Genomic DNA, 19,223 nt, shown 5'->3' with positions numbered 1-19,223 from the left:
AAAAAATAAATTTATAAAATTTGATTTAACATAATGATAATAATCGCAATAGGTGCAACAAATCTAAGTAAAAAATACCATACTTCAAAAATACTTCTACTCATAAACTTAGAAAATAAATTGTAAATTTTTATTTTTTCCACAAAAAATCCTACGAAAATAGCACTTGCAATAGCTCCAAGTGGGAGCATAAAATTAGAAGTTAATTTATCTAAAATATCAAAAAAACTTAAACCAAAAAAACTAAAGCTAGCCCCATAATTAGCACTAAAAGATAAAATACAACTCATTCCCAAAAGAAAGACTACAAAGCCTATAAAAACCAAAGCTTTTTTTCTTGAAATTTTATATTCATTTACAAGATAAAAAGTAAAAGGTTCTATCATAGAAACTGCTGAAGTAATCCCTGCAAAAAATAAAGCTAAGAAAAAATAAAAAGCTAAAAAATGTCCAAAGATAGCACCTAAATTAGAAAATAAAGTTGTTAAAGATATAAATACAAGCCCAGCTCCTTCTGCAGGATTAGCATTAAATTTAAATATAAAAGTAAATACAATAAGTCCCATCATCAAACCTATACTGATATTTAAAAGCACAATTATGGCCGAACTTGTAATTAAATTTGTATCGTCTTTTAAAGAGGCTGCATAAGTGGTAATACAACCTATACCTAAACATAAAGTAAAAAAAGCAAGACCTAAAGCTGTTAAAACAGAATTTAAACTGAGCTTGGTAAAATCAGGATAAAACAAATAAACAAAAGCTTCCTTAAAACCATCTTGAAAAAAACAATATACTAGCATTAAAACAAGCATAATAAACAAACTTGGCATAATCCAAACATTAAGTTTTTCTATACCGCTTTTAACCCCTCTTGAAACAACAAACAAGGTAAGAAAAAAAGCAATTAAAAAATACAAACTACTTTCTAAAATACTATTTTGTATTAAATTTCCAAATAAAGCTCCTGCTTCTTGAGTATTGCTAGGTAGATAATAAATCGAAGTTATCATGTATTTTAAAACCCAACCCATAATAACAAGATAAAAAGATAATACAAAAATTCCACCGAGCATAAAAAATCCAGCAAATTTCCATTTTTGAGCATATTTAGTTGCTAAGCTTTTATAAGCATTTACAGGATCACTCTGACTTAATCTTCCCATAGCAATTTCAGCCAAAAATACACAAAATCCTATACTAATAGTCAAAAGCAAATACAAAAGCACAAAAGCAAAACCACCATTTTGGCCTACTAAGGTTGGAAATTTCCAAGCATTTCCAAGCCCTATAGCTCCACCTGCTACTGCTAATACAAAACCTATTTTAGAAAATTTATCATTCATTTTAACACCTTAGAAAAAAAGCTGTCTGGCCATGATTAAAATAACCGCTAATGGAGAAATGTATCTTAAAAAGATATACCAAATTTCAAAATATATCCCACGCATAAATGGGTAAAATAAAGTTTGTAAAGCTTCTTTTTTAAGCACAAAACCCACAAAAAATGCTGTAATTAAAGCAGAAATTGGCATTAATAAATTTTGTATGAAAAAGTCTAAAATATCAAAAAAACTTTTCCCAAAGAAATTTAAACTTGATGCACTTACATGATAAAAAGAAAGTATAGATAAACTTCCAAGAAAATAAACAATCATACCCACAAAAACCAAAGCTTTTTTTCTTGAAATTTGATAACGATTTATAAGATAAAAAGTAAAAGGTTCTATCATAGAAATAGCCGAAGTAATCCCTGCAAAAAATAAAGCTATAAAAAAGGCTATGGCTAAAACATTTCCCAAAAACCCTAACTTTGCAAAAAGCGTTGTTAATGATATAAATATAAGTCCTGGACCTTGTTGAGTAGGATCGGCTCCGAATTCAAATATAAAAGTAAATACAATAAGTCCCATCATCAAACCAATGATAGTATTAATAATGATAATATTTAAAGCACTGCTTATAAAATTTGTTTTATCGGGCAAACTTGCTGCATAAGTTAAAATCACACATACACCCAAAGACATACTAAAAAATGCAAGCCCTAGTGCATCTAATATAGAATTAACACTTAATTTTGAAAAATCAGGTACAAATAAAAACTCACTTGCTTTAGAAAAACCATCCATACTAAAAGAATATCCAAGCATTAAAATAAGCAGTATAAATAAGCTTGGCATCATCCAAACATTGAGTTTTTCTATACCACTTTTAACACCTTTTGATACTACATAAAAAATTACTATAAACACAAAAGTAAAACATATAAATTGAGATAAAACATCATTAGAAAGTAAATTTCCAAAAATAGCGCCTGCTTCTTTTGTATCTTTAGGTAATTCAAAAAACCCAAAATAAGCATATTTTGCTATCCAACCTATAACAACACTATAAAAAGACACTAAAATAATAGCACCAAGCATAAAAAATCCCGCAAATGACCATGCCTTTTTATTTTTTGGCGCTAAAGTATAATAAGCATTTACAGGATCTTTTTCACTAAGTTTTCCTATGCTAAGTTCAGCCAAAAATATCACAAAAGCCACACCCAAGGTTAAAAGTAAATATACCACCACAAAAGCTGAACCACCATTGTTACCCACTAAAGTTGGAAATTTCCAAGCATTTCCAAGTCCAACAGCTGAACCTGCTACCGCTAATACAAAGCCTATTTTAGAAAATTTTTCATTCATCTTTTAACCTTAAAAAAATAATTGTTTTGCCATGATTAAAATCACAGCTAAAGGCGAGATATATCTTACAAAAAAATACCAACACTCAAAGTATTTACCCCTCATATAAGGATAAAATAAAGTTTGTAAAGCTTCTTTTTTAAGCACAAAACCTACAAAGATTGCACCAAATAATCCACCTAAAGGCATCATTAAATTTGAAGCAATAAAATCTAATATATCAAAAAAACTTTTTCCAAAAAATTCTAAAGAATCTTTACTCCACTCAATTCCTGATAAAATACACAAACTTCCCAAAAAATACACAATGAAAGCTATAAAAATCAAAGCTTTTTTTCTTGTAAAATTATAAGAATTGATTAAATAAAAGGTTAAAGGTTCTATCATGGAAACTGCTGAAGTAATCCCTGCAAAAAACAAAGCTATAAAAAAAGCCACAGCTAAAATATTTCCCAAAGGTAAAAAGCCAATTGGGTCAATATTTGAAAACAAACTCATCAAAGATACAAAAATCAAACCTGGACCTTGTTGAGCTGGATCTCCATTAAATTCAAATATGAAAGTAAATACAATAAGTCCCATCATAATACCAATAATAATATTAATAATGATAATGTTAATAGTGCTTGTAATAAAATTTGTTTTATCAGATAAACTTGCAGAATAAGTTATAATTGAACCCACTCCAATAGATAAAGAAAAACAAGCAAGCCCTAATGCACTTAAAAATGCTCCTACACTAAGCTTAGAAAAGTCTGGAGAAAACAAAAACTCACTTGCTTTAGAAAAACCATCCATACTAAAAGAATATCCAAGCATTAAAATAAGCAATGTAAATAAGCTTGGCATCATCCAAACATTGAGTTTTTCTATACCACTTTTAACACCTTTTGATACTACATAAAAAATTACTATAAACACAAAAGTAAAACATATAAACTGAGATAAAACATCATTAGAAAGTAAATTTCCAAAAATAGCGCCACTTTCTTCTATACTTTTTGGTAAAGGAAAAAACCCAAAATAAGCATACTTAACAATCCATCCTATTATCACACTATAAAAAGAAACAATCAAAATAGCACCTATTAAAGAAAAACCAACTATAGACCAAGCTCTTTTGTGTTTTGGAGCTAAAGTATAATAGGCATTTACAGGATCTTTTTCACTAAGTTTTCCTATGCTAAGTTCAGCCAAAAATATTACAAACCCTACCCCCAAAGTCAAAAGCAAATATAAAAGTACAAAAGCTGAACCTCCATTTTGTCCTACCAAAGTTGGAAATTTCCAAGCATTTCCAAGTCCAACAGCTGAACCTGCTACCGCTAATACAAAGCCTATTTTAGAAAATTTTTCATTCATAAAGATAACCTTAATTTTATAAAACTATAAAAATTTTTAATGTAGCTAAAAAAAACTTTAATTTATTTTAAAATATATAATATTAATTTAAATTTCAATAATTTTAAAGTTATATTTGTATATAATTTCGCTTTTATAAATCACGAGTAGGGATACGCAAGCCGAAAGGATTTAAATTTTTACAAGGAAAAACTATGAAAAAAATCGTATTTTTAATGCTAGCTTTAAGCGGTTTTGCATTTGCAGCTGAAGGTTCTATGAATCAATGGTTAGCTTCTTTTTCTATCTTAGCAGCAGGTTTAGGACTTGGTGTTGCAGCTTTAGGTGGAGCTATCGGTATGGGTAATACTGCAGCAGCAACTATAGCAGGTACTGCTAGAAACCCTGGTCTTGGTGGTAAATTAATGACTACTATGTTTATTGCTTTAGCGATGATTGAAGCTCAAGTTATTTATGCACTTGTTATTGCTCTTATCGCTCTTTATGCTAATCCATTCCAAGCATTAGTAGCAGCTTAAAAATTTTCAAAGCCCTCTTATGGGCTTATGCGGTTATGGTGGAATTGGTAGACACGCCATCTTGAGGGGGTGGTGCGCTCAGCGTGTGCGAGTTCAAATCTCGCTAACCGCACCATTTTTATTTTTTAAGGATTATCAAAACAAAATGACTTTCTATATTTTAGTCAGTGCAATAACTTTTTTAATTCTTTTTTTTGCCATAAAAAAATATACTCTAAAACTAGATGAACAAGCCTTACTTGAACCTATTAAAAATGATATTTATCCTGAATTTTGTGATCTAATTAACGAAGAGATAAGAAATATAAAAAATAATCTTTTACAAAATACCTTTACACTCCAAGATGAAAATTATAAAGATGAATTTTTAGAGAATTTAAGCAATATGAGTAGAAAACTTAATCATATCCAAACAATGAATTTAAGTAAAAGAAATAATGCTTTATGGGAAGAAACACTTTTTGGATTTTTAAAAGAGCTTGAAGAACTTAACAAACAATATCTAAATGACAATGAGAAAATTAACGATGAAATAAGAAATTCTCTCCAAGAAAAATTTTATAATTTAACAAAAAGCTAATATAAACAAATTATTTATTTTAAAAAGCACTATATAATTCCGAATTATTTTATAAAGGGGTTTTATGTTTATCAACAAGAAAAAAATTAATGAACAAATTACTCAATTAGAGCAATCTAATCAAACTTTTCAAGATATACTTAATGCTATTAGCAAAACTATGGCCATGATAGAATTTCAAACAGATGGAACTATTATTAATGCTAATGAAAATTTTCTAAAAACTATGAATTACTCTTTAAATGAAATCAAAGGTAAACACCATAGTATGTTTTGTTTACCAGAGGTTGTAAAGTCGCAACGCTATGTTGATTTTTGGAGAGATTTAAAAAGCGGTATATCAAGAAATGGACTTTTTAGACGTATTGCAAAAGGCGGGAAAGATATTTATCTTGAAGCCAATTATCTTCCTATTTTAAACCAAAACAATGAAGTGTATAAGGTTATTAAATTTGCAAATGACATTACTCAAAGAAACTATGAAATGCTTGATCTAAAAAACACCATAGATGCTGCTAATCGTTCTATGGCTATTATTGAATTTAATCCTTATGGAGAGATTTTAAATGCTAATGAAAACTTCACTCAAACCATGGGTTATTCACTAAGTGAAATCAAAGGAAAACACCATAGTATGTTCTGCGAGGAAAAATTTAGAAATTCCAAAGAATATACAATTTTTTGGGAAGAGCTAAGAAGTGGTAAATTTCAATCAGGAAAATTCATACGCTTTGGTAAAAACAACAAACTAATCCATTTAGAAGCAAGTTATAATCCTATCAAAAATGATGATGGAGAAATTTACAAAGTTATTAAATTTGCAACAGATATTACCGAACAAGTTGTAAGAGATGAGGAAAAATTAAAGCTCATTAGTGAATTAGCTGAACAAAATGACAATCTCACTCAAGAGGGCGATAGTGTTATAGAAAATACGGTTCAAAATATTCAAGGCATTGCTGATATGATGAACAATAGTAGTAATCTCGTATCATCATTAAATGAGCAATCAGAAGAAATTAAAAATATCATTCAAACCATTAGCGATATAGCTGATCAAACCAATCTTTTAGCTCTAAATGCAGCTATTGAGGCAGCGCGTGCAGGTGAGCATGGTAGAGGTTTTGCTGTTGTTGCTGATGAAGTTAGAAATCTAGCTGAAAGAACTGGACATTCAGTAAATGAAATCACTACTACCATTAATTCTATCAGAAATGTAACAGCTGAAGTTGTACAAAGCATTAAAGATGGCTTAAGTGGCGTAAATCAAAGCGTGGATTTAGCCAAAGAAGCTAGAGAATGTATGGAAAAAATTAGAAATAGTTCAGCTCAAGTAGCTCAAGCTATGCAAGATAAATAAAAGTTTTTAGCTTAAAGGCTAAAAACTTTTCCTGCTATAAAACTTTTTTCTACCTTACCTTGCAAGATATCATTTGCATATAAACCTTCTCCATTAAAAGAAAGTTTTTCATCAAATACAACTAAATCAGCATCAAAACCAAGTTCTATTTTACCTTTATTTAATCCTAAAAATTGCGCTTGATTATAGCTTGTAAAATCACATAATTCTTTCCAAGTTAAGATACCTTCTTTTACTAAATATGTAAAACATAAACTCATATATATAGCTATGGCATTAACTCCAAAATCTGCTTCATCAAAAGCCAAATCTTTTTTAGTGTTAGGAGCATGTAAAGAACTTAAGAAAGTAATTTTCTTATCTTGAAGCAACTTTTTAAGATTTGTTACTTCATCTTTTGTTCTTAATGGAGGTAAAATTTTTGCTTGAGTGTTAAAATTTTCACAAGTACTTTCATCTTTGATTAAATGATGGATTGAAATTTCACTATATTGATCATGTAATAATTCAAACGATCTTGTAATTGCTAAAGAGCTAAAACAAGCTTTATTTTTATAAAATTCCACTAATTCTTTCATTTTTGCCACTTCACTAGTTTCAGCTATATCACTAATTCCTATAAGTCCTAATTCAAAGCTTATTTGTCCATCATTCATTACTCCATGATCGTCAAAACTCTCATCAAAACACTTTAAAAATACAGGGGTTGATTTCATATTGGCATATTGCATACATTGTCTTAAATAATTTGCTCCTAAAGTACTTGAAAGCTCTAAGCCTTTTGCACCCATATCAATTAAGGTAGCAATATTTTTTAATTTTTCTGTTTTATCTAATACATTAATAGTAGGTAAAACATTAATATCTAAAGATTTTAATTTATCAAAATAAAGCGCATAACCTTGAGTATTAGCTTCTAAACTATCTTTTAAAACAATAGTCCCTACCCCACCTTTTAAGCATGCTTTTTCAAGATCATATAATTTATCTATACTAAATTCATTATCAAGCAAACTAACATTTAAATCAATAAACGAAGGAAGTAAAGTTTTGCCTTCTATATCAACAATATACCCATCATCATTTAAATCATTAGCAATTTGAGTAATTTTCCCATCTTCTATTTTAAGATCAAGCTTTTGTTCGCCATAAATTTTTGCATTTTTGATGATCATGATATTTCCTCCTTTGATGACATCAAATCTTTTAAAGATTCCCAAGCATTCTTACCCTCTAGCATTAAGACTACTTCGTTAACAATCGGGGTATAAATTTGAAATTGTTTCGATAAAGAATGTATAGCATAAGCAGTTTGCACTCCTTCAGCTACCTCGCCAAGTTCCATTAAAATATCTTTTATATTTTTGTCACTAGCCAAATTCAAACCTACTCTATAATTTCTTGATAAGTTACTTGAAGCTGTTAAAAATAAATCTCCAGCCCCACTAAGCCCTAAAAATGTTTCTTCTTTAGCATTAAAAAATTGTCCAAAGCGGTGCATTTCTACTAAACCTCTTGAAACTAAAGAAGCTCTTGCATTATTGCCTAAATTTAAACCATCGCAAACTCCACTTGCAATTGCTAAAACATTCTTATATGCACCACAAATTTCAGCACCTTTAACATCAGAACTTGTATAGGTTTTAATATAATTTGGAAAAAAACTTGCAAATTGATTACAAAGCTCTTGATTTTTACCACTAATAACCAAAGCACAAGGTTTTTTTTCTAAAACTTCACTTGCAAAAGAAGGACCACTTAAAAAACAAAGTCTATCACTACTTATAAACTCACTAAAAACCTCATCCATAAATTTTAAACTTTTACAATCAATACCCTTAGAAGCTACAAGAATTTTTTGATTTAAATCTTTAAAATTATTTGCAAGCCATTCATGCATTCCTTGAGCATATAAAGCAAAAACTAAATATTCATATTCTAAAGCTTCTTTGGTACTAACAAAATAAGAAAGATCTTTTTCGTGAAAAGAAGTTATTACGCATTCATTTTTAACGCTCAATGCATCATATAAAGCACTTCCCCATTTTCCTGCACCAACAACTGCTATTTTCATATTTAACCAAGTTTTGCTTTTAAAATTTCATTTACCTTAGCAGGATTAAATGCACCCTTACCTGCTTTCATTGCCTGACCGACAAAGAAACCAAAAAGTTTATCTTTACCACTTTTATATTCAGCTACTTTATCTTCATTGTTTGCTAAAATTTCATCAATAATCTTTTCAATAGCACCATCATCACTTACTTGTTTTAAACCAAGTTTTTCAATAGCATCATCAATTTCAACTTCTGTATTTTCAAATACATAAGCTAAAATATCCTTACCTGCTTTAGCGCTAATAACACCTTCTTCTATACGTTTGATCAAAACAGCTAATTTTTCTTGTTTTATAGGTGAGTTTTCTATAGTCAATTCGCCTTTTAGAAGCCCCATTAACTCTGTCGTAAGCCAAGTAACACAAAGTTTTGGATTTAATTTTTGATTAATTAGATACTCAAAATATCTACAAAGCTCTAATGAAGAAACAATCACTTCACTATCACTTTCTTTAATACCCAATTCACTCACAAATCTAGCTTTTTTCTCATCAGGAAGTTCAGGTATATCTTGATTTAGCATTTCATCATCTAAAATTACAGGTAAAAGATCAGGATCAGGGAAATATCTATATTCAGCAGAATCTTCCTTACCTCTCATACTTCTAGTAACTAAATTAACCGTATCAAATAATCTTGTTTCTTGCACAACTTCTTGATCGTATTTTCCATCTTCCCAAGCTTCACTTTGGCGTTTTACTTCATACTCAATCGCCTTTTGAATAAAACGGAATGAATTTAAATTTTTAATCTCCACTCTAGTATAAAGCTTATCATCACCCTTTGGACGAATACTAACATTAGCATCACATCTAAAACTACCTTCTTGCATATTTGCATCTGAAATATCTAAAAATCTTATAATAGAATGTAATTTTTTCAAATAAGCCACTGCTTCATCGGAACTTCTAAGTTCAGGTTCACTGACAATTTCAAGCAAAGGCGTGCCTGCTCTATTTAAATCTACTTTTGAAAAATTACTCTCATGTATATTTTTTCCTGCATCTTCTTCTAAATGAGCCCTAGTGATACCTATGCGTTTATTTTCTCCATTTACATTGATAAATAACTCACCATTTTCCACTATAGGAATATCAAATTGCGAAATTTGATAAGCTTTTGGTAAATCAGGATAAAAATAATTTTTTCTATTAAAAATACTTTTTTTATTTATAGTTGCATTAACTGCTTTTCCAAATGCTATGGCTTTTTTTACCGCTTCTTGATTTAATACAGGTAAAGCACCTGGTAAAGCTAAACATGTTGGGCATACATTAGTATTTGATTTTTCTCCAAAAGAAGTCGCACATGAGCAAAAGATTTTTGTTTTTGTATTTAATTGTGCATGAACTTCAAGTCCTATAACAACTTCAAACATTAAAATTTTCCTTAGAATTTTTTGTTTATTCTAGCGTTTTTTATTTCAAAAAGAGTTTAAAAAAGAATAAAAGAAGAAGATTAAAAAAGAAAAAAGCAAAAAATATCTTTTGCTTTTTAAAAATTAATGATGCTCATCAACTACAGTTGCACCTGCTAAATAAACATAAGTTAAAATCATAAAAATAAAAGATTGTAAAAATGCCATAAAAGTTAAAAGCATATAAGCAGGCAATGGCGCAACCCAAGGCACAAGAGCTAAAATAACTGCTAAGAATAAATCATCTCCCTTGATATTACCAAATAAACGGAAAGATAAAGAAATAACTCTTGAAAAATGAGAAACCACTTCTATAGGAAACATCAAAGGTGCTAGAATTTTCACAGGTCCCATGAAATGTGCAAAATACTTAAAAAATCCTTGAGTTCTAATACCTTCAAAATGATAATACACAAATACTATAATAGCCAAAGAAGCACTAAAATTTAAACTTGCTGTTGGAGCTTCAAAACCAGGGATGATTCCTATGATATTACTAAAAAATACCATAAAACCTATAGTTGCAACTAAAGGTAAATATTTTCTAGCAGCTTCATCGCTACCCATAGTATCCCTACCCATGCTTAAAATGCCTTCCATATAAGCTTCAGCCAAATTCTGACTACCTCTTGGGACAATTTGCATAGATCTTGTAGCAAGTTTTGCTAAAATCAAAGAAATCACAACCACTATACCCAAATGAAAAAAGTATGCAAAAGTGTGGCTAGAATCTATAAAAGAACTAAATAAAAATAAATCTTTCATTAAAAATCCTTAGCAGAATAAATATTTCAAAGCTAATATTATAAAAAAATTGCTTATATTTTAATGAAAATTCATTTTATTAGCACAAAAATATCCACCCAAAATCGCACCTGTAAAACCACCTCCAGGAAATATAAAAGCATTAGCAAAATATAAATTTTCTATACTTTTACTTTTATAATGCAATCTATATTTAACCCCTTCTTGATCTTGAGAAAATCCATAAATTGTACCCTCATAAGCTTTAGTATATCTTTGTATAGTTTTTGGCGTGGCTAATTCTTGATGGATTAAGTGTGAACTTAAATTTGGAAAAATCTCATCTAGTCTTTGCACTATGGCTTTTAATACTTCTTCTTTTTTAACTTTATAATCTTGCTTATTTAAATCCCACTCTTGATAATTTGAACTAAAAGCTACAACACCTATGTATTTATCACTAGCTAAGCCACTATCAACCTTAGAATAATTCACAAAAGCCATAGGCCTTTGTTTAATATCTAGTTTTAAAATATTAGTGTTTTCATATGAACTATTTAAAAAATCATCTTCAAATATAAAATTACAATAATCCATATTTTCATAAATTTTAGAAATATCTTTATCATAAATAAAATAAGCGCTTACTAAAGAACAAGCACGCTTTTTAGATTCTATTGCTTTGATTTCTTGGGTTAAATTTAACTCTTTAAGCAAGTCTTTATATACGATTAAAGGATCGCAATTTGCGATGATATTTTGCGCATGGATGGTATGTTTTTGATTATTTTGAATGTATTCTACTCCATAAGCTTTTTGTTCTTTTGTGAGTATTTTAACAACTTCAGCCTTAGCTAAAACCTGCCCTTGATTTTCTTTGATAACCTCAGCCAAAGCATCACTTAAAGCTTGCGAGCCACCTTTAATATACACTCCACCATCATAATAATGCTTTTGAGCAATGCCATGAAAACTGAAAATAAATTCTTTACTATCATGATGATAATAACTCATATTTGCATTTAAAATCTTTTTTAGCTTATCATTTTTAATATAAGCATTTAAAACATCATAAACTTTTTTATTAAACAATCTATTTTTAATAAATATCCAAGCAGTGTCAAAAGGAAACAACAATAACTCACTTAATTTTAAATCCCAAGGAAATCTTCGAATAGCATAAGCTTGCGTTTTTATAGCTTTAAAATATTTATCTATACCTTTGCACTCTTGCGGAAATTCTTTTTTCAAAACTTCTTTTACTTTTTCTATACTATGAGGTAAAGTTAGATTATAATTTTTACTTTTAATACTCCATGCACTTGGTAAAGGTAAAATTTGAATTTTATTCTTTATACCAAGCTTATCAAAAACCAAATGCTTCATATCAGTTTTTGCTTCACCTAGGTCCATCTCATGAAGTCCCGCATCAATCAAAGCGCCTTTTCTTTTAAAACAAGTAGCACAACCACCAATTAAAGAATGCTGTTCTAAAACTAAAACCCTTTTTCCATTTTTAGCTAAAAAAGCGCCTGCACTTAAGCCTCCAAGACCTGAACCTATAATGATTACATCAAATTTTACATCCATTCTAAAACCTCACGCAATTCTTTAGCTACAAAACATTTTAAGCCAAGTTCCTCCATAGGTTTTACAGGTACTATGGCATTTTTAAATTTTTGCATTTTAGCTTCTTTTAAACGCACATCAAGTGAAAATACTTCTTTGATTTCACCATTTAAACTAAGCTCACCCACAAAAACACTATCTTTGCTTAAAGGGCGGTTTTTAAAACTTGAAATAATTGCTGCAACCACCGCTAAATCTGCTGCAGTTTCACTAATTTTTACCCCACCACTTACATTAATAAAAACATCATAATGCCCCAAGGGAATTTCAAGCTTTCTCTCTAGTAAAGCTATGAGCATATCTAAACGATTTTTTTCATAGCCTGTTGCACTACGCTTTGGATAAGCACTCTCACAAACTAAGGCTTGAATTTCTAGCACTAAAGCTCTGCTTCCTTCCATCACTACACTCAAAGCACTACCACTTACTGCCTTACCACGCGTAAAAAATCTATTAGCTATATCTTTAGCACTAATCAAGCCTTTGGAAGTCATTTCAAAAATACCAACTTCGGAAATATTTCCAAAACGATTTTTAAAGCCTCTTAAAATTCTTATTTCTTTATTGGCATCGCCTTCAAAATAAAGCACTACATCTACCATATGCTCTAAAATTCTAGGTCCAGCTATAGCCCCATCTTTAGTGATATGTCCTATGATAAAAGTGCTAATATTATTGGCTTTAGAATAGCGCATCAACTCAAAAGTAATTTCTCTAACTTGAGTGATACTACCTGCTGCTGAAGTAATTTTATTAGAATATAAAGTTTGAATAGAATCAATAATTAAAATTTCATAATCTTTTTTAGAAAGCTCGCTTAAAATATCTTCCAAGCAAAGCTCAGTAAGTAAAAATAAATTCTCACAATTTGCATTTAAACGATCTGCACGCAGTTTGATTTGAGATTTACTCTCCTCGCCACTTACATAAAGTACTTTTTTACCACTTTTAGCCAAATTCGAAGCAATTTTTAATAAAAGTGTGGATTTTCCAACCCCAGGTGAACCCCCAATTAACACCAAAGAACCCACAACAAGCCCACCACCTAAAACTAAATCAAGCTCATTATCATCAGTGCTAATGCGTGTGAAATTTTCTGCTATAACATCATTTATACATACTGCAGAACTTGGGGTGTTTGAGAGTGAATTTAACTCTTTTAAAACCTTAATTTGTTCTTGCTTTAGCTCAACAAAACTATCCCAAGAACCACATTCAGGACATTTGCCTAGCCATTTACTTTGTTGATTTCCACAAGCTTGACATTCAAATAAAATGTGTTTTTTAGCCATAAATATTACCTAAATTTTTAAAAAGATTATATATTTTATTTTTAAATATTATCTAGTTGTCTTTTTCGAATCTCATCTTTTAACGGATCTAAATGTTTATTTATCTCATCTTTTGCCATTTTTATATTTGCTATTAAAATTTCAAATAAAAATATATGATCTTTTACCCAAGCTATATTCTTATCAAACCATTCTTCATTAGTCCTTGGATTAATCACATAAATTCTTGCTAAATTAAATTCAAATTGCTGCAAAAAAGGTCTAATAAATTCATATAAAAAAGTTTTACAATACTCATCAAGCTTAGTTTTATAAAAATCTAAATTTTTTATACTTTGGATAATCAAACTCTTCTTATCTTCAAATACCTCCAAAGATTGAATTTTATTTTCTATTTGAATCAAATTTTCAAAATAAAGTTCAAATTCTTTAACAAATCTATCGCAAAACTCTAAATTATCATTAATTACTTTATAACTTTGCAATAACAAATCATCTTGAGCATTCTTATCTATTGGCGATGGTTTTTCAAAAGGCTTTGTTAAATTTTCATCTAAAAATTCTTCACAACACTCTTTAAATGGTTTTTCTATAGTGCCTTCTATCCTAGCTCCACCTTCTGTGGCATTATAAAATTTAAAACCTTTTTTATTAGCTATATAATTTTGTATAGTAAATCTGAATGTATTCCAAGTACTATGAGTAAAAACTTCGCCAATTCCCCCATAAGCTATAGCTTTTTCCTCAACATCATTTAACTCTTCATCTTCATAATAATATCCACTGGCATGAGTTTTTCCATCTTCTCCATATGATAAATCTTGACCTATAAAAATAATATTTTCATGATTAAAATCACACGCTAATTGTAAAGCATTATAAGCTACTGTTCCGCCCGATGGAGATTTTCCAAAACCAAATAAATCAATTTTATTAAAAAATATGGTTGGATATGGAATTAGTAAAAAGTCTCTATTAGTGTTTTTTAAGTATTTAATCACTAAAGGGTGTACTAAGGTTAATAAAATAAATACTATATTATTATCTATATTTTCATAATTTTGCTTTAACAAATCAGCACTAAAATGAGTTCTTTCACTCATTAAAACAAAATCGGGTTTAATATTATTTTTTGCCAAAATAGAATAAGAACTATCAACACAAAATATACTAAATTTATCTTGATATTGTTTTAGTAAAGGAAGTTGCTTGTTTAAAGATGGGCCAGTAGAAACTATAATAGCTGATTTAACTTTTTTATTTCGCATAAGCCATAAATTTTTCAAGGGAGGATTTTTTATCATATTTGGTAAATTATAAATATATTGCACCAAACCTTGCAAAGAATCTTTAATATCATTACCTTGATGCAAAATAATAATTTTTAAAATTTCTGAAATTTTTTTGTTTAATTTGAGAATGTTATTTTCAAATTTTTCATAGTATTCATTATGTATGTGCATATCATATATTCTTAAAAAATTGTAAAAAGGTTTCATATAAAGTAAATACTCTAAATCTTGATTTGAAATTTCACTATTTAAAATGATTATTTTTCGCTCTTTTAATTCATTCGAAAAATCTAAAACACTAAACACACTATATAACAATTCTAAATCATCTTCAAAAACAACTATATGCTTTAAATTTGGATTATTCAGTAGGCATTTATACAAAACACCGCTACCAAAACCATAAAAATATAAAACAGGATATAGTAGATATTTATTTTGATATAAAGCAATGGTTTCTTCTAAATATTTTTTTGGGTTTTTATATAAATATTCTCCATTTTGATTTATCCAATTTAGTTGATCTACCCCCCCCCTATTATCCATCGCCCAAGTGCTACTGTGTTTTTGCTTTAATTTTTCCATCAAGTAAGGATTATTTAGTGCGGATAAATTTTTTAACAAAAAGCTCATTTATACATCGGTTCCAATATAGCTTCTAAATAGTCTTTAATACTAAATTCACATAAATCTTGCATTTTTTCCCCTACTCCTACATATAAAATAGGAAGTTCAAGCTCTCTTGCTATGCTAAATAAAGCTCCACCTTTGGCAGTTCCATCAAGTTTTGTAATAATCACTCCATCAAGTTTTACTAAATCATTAAAAGCTTTTGCTTGCAAAATTCCTGCTACACCTTGAGTGCCATCAAGTACAAGGATTTTTCTATGAGGAGCTCCTTGCATAGCTTTATCACTTATGCGAACAATTTTTTCAAGCTCATTTGCAAGATTTTTTTGATTTTGCAAGCGTCCTGCTGTATCTAAAATAACCCTATCATAGTTTTTTGCCAAAGCTTTAGAAATAGCATCATAAGCAACTGCCGAAGGATCATGTCCTTGTGAAGTAGCTATAATATCTATATTTAATTTTTGTGCCCATAATTTTAACTGCTCTATAGCTCCTGCTCTAAAAGTATCACAAGCTCCAAGTATAACTTTTTCACCATTTTCTTTATGCAAATGTGCCATTTTAGCAATACTTGTAGTCTTACCTACCCCATTTACACCTAAAATCAAATCCACAAAAGGCTTAGCATTAGCAAGTTCAGGCTTATCATAAATAAAATAAGTCCCCATAACACGCTCTAAATCAGCCTTTTTAACCTCATCACTTGGAGGAAGATAGTAAATAATCTCTTCAACTATCTCATATGCCACATCAGCTTCTAAAAGCATCTCTTCAAGCAAATCTTTTGTAATGATTTTATTTGAAGCCTTAACTAAATGGATGCTTTCTAAAGTCTTTTTTAAACCATTTTTTAAAAATCCAAACATTACATTATCGCTTTTTGTATATCTATATCTAACATTTCTTCAGGAATTAAACCCAAATACTCTTTAACTTTTTCACCCTTTGCATTAAATAAAACCATTGTTGGTATAGAGCTGATATTTAAAACTTTAGAAAAAATAAAACTATTCTCTCCTAAAACTGAAGGAAAATTCATCTTTTCTTTTTGTATAAACTCCAATAATTCTTGTTTTTTATCTTCTTCTAAAAAAAGCGCTATGACTTCAAATCTATCTTGATATTTTTTATTTAAATTATTTAAATGTGGAATTTCAGCTTTGCATGGCTCACACCAACTTGTAAAAAATACAAACAACTTAGCTTTAGCCGTATCATCAAAATTAAATTCTTGTTCATGATATTTCACATACATTTTTCTACCATCTAAAAATTTCAAAGTAAAATCAGTATTTTCACTTTGACTTAAACTTGCATTATCAGTATTTTCATTACTAGAATTTTCTTTATCACTTGAGCATGAAGTAAAAAAAATCATAGCAAAAATTGCTAAAAAAATTTTAAATTTCAAGTCATATCCTTATGATTTTTTAAGCTTAAAAGTATAACATAAAAAGTTAAAAAACCAAGGAAAGCTTTGATAAAAAATGACTTTAGAATAAAACAGAAATTTAAAATGAAATCGAAACTAAAATTTCAATACAAAAGAGATTTTTTAGTTTTTCAAGAAGTAAATAAAATTTTAAAATCTTGTAAAAATTATAAAAATATCCTTATATATATTCCTTTAAAATATGAAATTAATCTTTATAAATTCAGACATTTTTTAACAAAAAAATACCGAATTTTTGTTCCATTTATGCAAGATAAAAGTTTAAAGGTAGTAAAATTAAGGTTAACTCTTGATAAAAAGAGTTTTGGGGTATATGAACCAAAAGATTCTTTTTTGCAAACTCGTATAGATGTTGCAATCATCCCTGTTATAGGAGTAGATGCAAAATTAGGAAGAGTTGGTCATGGCCAAGGATTTTACGATAGGTTTTTTGAAAATATTTCTTATAAAAAACCTTTAGTTATTTTCACACAAATGATGGATGCAAAATCTCATCAAATTTTTAGTCAAGACCATGATATAAAAGGAAATTTTTATATAAACCCTTATAAAAAATATTTTAGGAAAGTTAAAAACAATGATAGAAATATTAGTCGCATTAATAGCCGTTTTCATAGGCGGAGGGATTGGATATATAGTCGCCAAAAAGATTAATGATGCAAATTTCAATATCTTTTTAGAGCAAGCAAAAGCAAAAGCAAAAGCCATTGAATATGAAGCTGAGCTAACACTTAAAGATGCTAAAAATTCAGTTGCTGAGGCTGAATTTGCAGCAAAGAAAAAATTTGATGAAAAAATTCAAAAACTACAAAAAGAGCATTCTATTAAGCTAGAAGAACTCAACAAAAAAGAACAAAACCTTCATTATCAAGAAAAGCTTCATGAAGAAAACAAAAACAAATTAGCAAAAGAGCAGCAAACTATAAAAGCTTTACATGAAGAAAATGAAAATTTAAAACAAAGCTACGAAACAAAGTTAAATGATGTTTTAAAAATTCTTGAACATTCAGCTGGTCTCACACAAGAAGAGGCAAAAAGTATAGTCTTGCAAAAAGTAGAAGAAACCTCAAGAGCTGAAATTGCTCATATTGTTAGAAAATACGAAGAAGAGGCTAGAAATGAAGCCAAAAGAAAGGCTAATTTTATCTTAGCACAAGCTACTTCAAGATTTGCAGGAGAATTCGCTGCTGAAAGGTTGATCAATGTGGTAAATATCAAAAATGATGAGTTAAAAGGACGCATTATAGGTAAAGAAGGGAGAAATGTTAAAACCTTAGAAATGGTTTTGGGTGTTGATATTATCATAGATGATACGCCTGGAGCAATTATAGTAAGTTGTTTTAATCTTTATAGACGCGCCATTGCTACAAAGGTGATTGAACTTTTAGTTGAAGACGGTAGAATACAACCTGCAAAAATAGAAGAAATTCATGAAAAAGTTTGCAAAGAATTTGAGGATAATATCTTAGAAGAAGGTCAAACTATAGTAATGGATTTAGGACTTAATAATATCCATCCTGAAATTGTTAAATTAATAGGAAAATTAAGATATAGAGCAAGTTATGGACAAAATGCTCTAGCACACTCTTTGGAAGTAGCGCATTTAGCTGGAATCATAGCAGCTGAGTGTGGTGGCGATGAAAAACTAGCAAGAAGAGCTGGAATTTTACACGATATAGGCAAGGCTTTAACGCATGAATTTGAAGGTTCTCATGTAGATTTAGGAGCTGAACTTTGCAAAAGATACAAAGAACATCCTATAGTGATTAATGCAATTTATGCTCACCATGGACATGAAGAGGCTACAAGTATAGAATCAGCTGCAGTTTGCACAGCAGATACACTAAGCGCTGCACGCCCTGGAGCAAGGCGTGAGGTGCTTGAGGCCTTCTTGAAACGAGTTAGCGAACTTGAAGATATAGCAAAAAGTAAAGAAGGGGTTAAAAAAGCTTATGCTATTAATGCTGGTAGAGAAATTAGAGTTATTGTTAATGCAAAATTAGTCAATGATGATGAATCTGTACTTTTAGCTAAAGAAATAGCTGAAGAAATTCAAGAAAAAGTTCAATACCCTGGTGAAATAAAAGTTAATGTCATCAGAGAGCTTAGAGCTGTTGATTTTGCAAGATAGAGTTT

Annotated in this window: 17 protein-coding genes and 1 tRNA gene; 6 read left to right on the top strand and 12 right to left on the bottom strand. The window is 29.4% G+C overall.

All coding sequences use genetic code 11. The features are described from left to right. Positions 1-11: 11 nt before the first annotated feature. From L8X97_RS03455 to L8X97_RS03445, 3 genes are read right to left on the bottom strand one after another with little or no spacing between them, the layout of a single operon-like run. Positions 12-1,346, bottom strand: a complete 1,335-nt coding sequence (locus L8X97_RS03455; protein ID WP_133319885.1) for a sodium-dependent transporter — start codon at positions 1,344-1,346, stop codon at positions 12-14. A 9-nt stretch (positions 1,347-1,355) separates the two neighbouring features. After that, positions 1,356-2,693 (bottom strand): sodium-dependent transporter, encoded by a 1,338-nt coding sequence (locus L8X97_RS03450; protein WP_263662640.1) that lies wholly within the window; start codon positions 2,691-2,693, stop codon positions 1,356-1,358. A gap of 9 nt (positions 2,694-2,702) precedes the next feature. Next, positions 2,703-4,055: a sodium-dependent transporter gene (locus L8X97_RS03445; RefSeq protein WP_263661209.1), complete on the bottom strand. Its 1,353-nt coding sequence runs from the start codon at positions 4,053-4,055 to the stop codon at positions 2,703-2,705. Positions 4,056-4,249: 194 nt separating this feature from the next. On the opposite strand from L8X97_RS03445, the gene L8X97_RS03440 reads away from it, so the two are divergent. From L8X97_RS03440 to L8X97_RS03425, 4 genes are all read left to right on the top strand, one after another. Then, the gene (locus tag L8X97_RS03440; protein WP_012661906.1) at positions 4,250-4,573 is read left to right on the top strand and encodes a F0F1 ATP synthase subunit C; all 324 of its coding nucleotides are present in this window, start codon (positions 4,250-4,252) and stop codon (positions 4,571-4,573) included. A 29-nt stretch (positions 4,574-4,602) separates the two neighbouring features. Continuing rightward, a tRNA-Leu gene (locus L8X97_RS03435) sits at positions 4,603-4,688 on the top strand. A 30-nt stretch (positions 4,689-4,718) separates the two neighbouring features. After that, the gene (locus L8X97_RS03430; protein ID WP_263662639.1) at positions 4,719-5,153 is read left to right on the top strand and encodes a hypothetical protein; all 435 of its coding nucleotides are present in this window, start codon (positions 4,719-4,721) and stop codon (positions 5,151-5,153) included. Between the two features lie 64 nt (positions 5,154-5,217). Continuing rightward, positions 5,218-6,513 (top strand): methyl-accepting chemotaxis protein, encoded by a 1,296-nt coding sequence (locus L8X97_RS03425; protein WP_257928992.1) that lies wholly within the window; start codon positions 5,218-5,220, stop codon positions 6,511-6,513. 11 nt (positions 6,514-6,524) lie between these two features. On the opposite strand, the gene L8X97_RS03420 is transcribed toward L8X97_RS03425, so the two are convergent. The 9 genes from L8X97_RS03420 to L8X97_RS03380 form a co-directional block, all read right to left on the bottom strand. Then, a complete protein-coding gene (locus L8X97_RS03420; RefSeq protein WP_263662638.1) occupies positions 6,525-7,688 on the bottom strand; it encodes a metal-dependent hydrolase in 1,164 nt (387 codons plus the stop codon). Next, positions 7,685-8,587: an NAD(P)H-dependent glycerol-3-phosphate dehydrogenase gene (locus L8X97_RS03415; RefSeq protein ID WP_220566678.1), complete on the bottom strand. Its 903-nt coding sequence runs from the start codon at positions 8,585-8,587 to the stop codon at positions 7,685-7,687. The genes L8X97_RS03420 and L8X97_RS03415 overlap by 4 nt, the downstream gene beginning before the upstream one ends. A 2-nt stretch (positions 8,588-8,589) precedes the next feature. Further along, the gene (gene gatB / locus L8X97_RS03410) at positions 8,590-10,008 is read right to left on the bottom strand and encodes an Asp-tRNA(Asn)/Glu-tRNA(Gln) amidotransferase subunit GatB (RefSeq protein WP_133319695.1); all 1,419 of its coding nucleotides are present in this window, start codon (positions 10,006-10,008) and stop codon (positions 8,590-8,592) included. A gap of 123 nt (positions 10,009-10,131) precedes the next feature. Then, positions 10,132-10,812: a F0F1 ATP synthase subunit A gene (locus L8X97_RS03405; RefSeq protein ID WP_133319696.1), complete on the bottom strand. Its 681-nt coding sequence runs from the start codon at positions 10,810-10,812 to the stop codon at positions 10,132-10,134. A 60-nt stretch (positions 10,813-10,872) separates the two neighbouring features. Continuing rightward, positions 10,873-12,381 (bottom strand): phytoene desaturase family protein, encoded by a 1,509-nt coding sequence (locus L8X97_RS03400; protein ID WP_263662637.1) that lies wholly within the window; start codon positions 12,379-12,381, stop codon positions 10,873-10,875. Continuing rightward, positions 12,372-13,712, bottom strand: coding sequence for a DNA repair protein RadA (gene radA, locus L8X97_RS03395; RefSeq protein ID WP_258108000.1), 1,341 nt, complete (start codon positions 13,710-13,712; stop codon positions 12,372-12,374). Before radA ends, L8X97_RS03400 begins: the two co-directional genes overlap by 10 nt. Positions 13,713-13,753: 41 nt before the next feature. Further along, positions 13,754-15,628 carry a motility associated factor glycosyltransferase family protein gene (locus tag L8X97_RS03390; protein ID WP_263662636.1) on the bottom strand — a complete coding sequence of 625 codons (1,875 nt, stop codon included), beginning with the start codon at positions 15,626-15,628 and terminating at the stop codon, positions 13,754-13,756. 5 nt (positions 15,629-15,633) lie between these two features. Beyond that, entirely contained in the window at positions 15,634-16,500 is an 867-nt protein-coding gene (gene ftsY / locus L8X97_RS03385; RefSeq protein WP_263659762.1) for a signal recognition particle-docking protein FtsY, read from the bottom strand. Next, positions 16,500-17,045, bottom strand: a complete 546-nt coding sequence (locus L8X97_RS03380; RefSeq protein WP_263662634.1) for a TlpA family protein disulfide reductase — start codon at positions 17,043-17,045, stop codon at positions 16,500-16,502. Before L8X97_RS03380 ends, ftsY begins: the two co-directional genes overlap by 1 nt. A 66-nt stretch (positions 17,046-17,111) precedes the next feature. Here L8X97_RS03380 and L8X97_RS03375 point away from each other — a divergent pair, with 66 nt between their 5' ends. Continuing rightward, positions 17,112-17,741, top strand: a complete 630-nt coding sequence (locus L8X97_RS03375) for a 5-formyltetrahydrofolate cyclo-ligase (RefSeq protein ID WP_263662633.1) — start codon at positions 17,112-17,114, stop codon at positions 17,739-17,741. After that, positions 17,665-19,218 carry a ribonuclease Y gene (gene rny / locus L8X97_RS03370; RefSeq protein ID WP_263660211.1) on the top strand — a complete coding sequence of 518 codons (1,554 nt, stop codon included), beginning with the start codon at positions 17,665-17,667 and terminating at the stop codon, positions 19,216-19,218. The genes L8X97_RS03375 and rny overlap by 77 nt, the downstream gene beginning before the upstream one ends. The last annotated feature ends 5 nt before the right edge of the window (positions 19,219-19,223 follow it).

The sequence above is a fragment of the Campylobacter sp. CNRCH_2013_0671h genome (assembly GCF_025773055.1).
Classification (GTDB): Bacteria; Campylobacterota; Campylobacteria; order Campylobacterales; family Campylobacteraceae; genus Campylobacter_D; species Campylobacter_D lari_D.
Note: the sequence above shows the minus strand (reverse complement) of the source record. Positions and strands in the feature narration are given on the sequence as shown.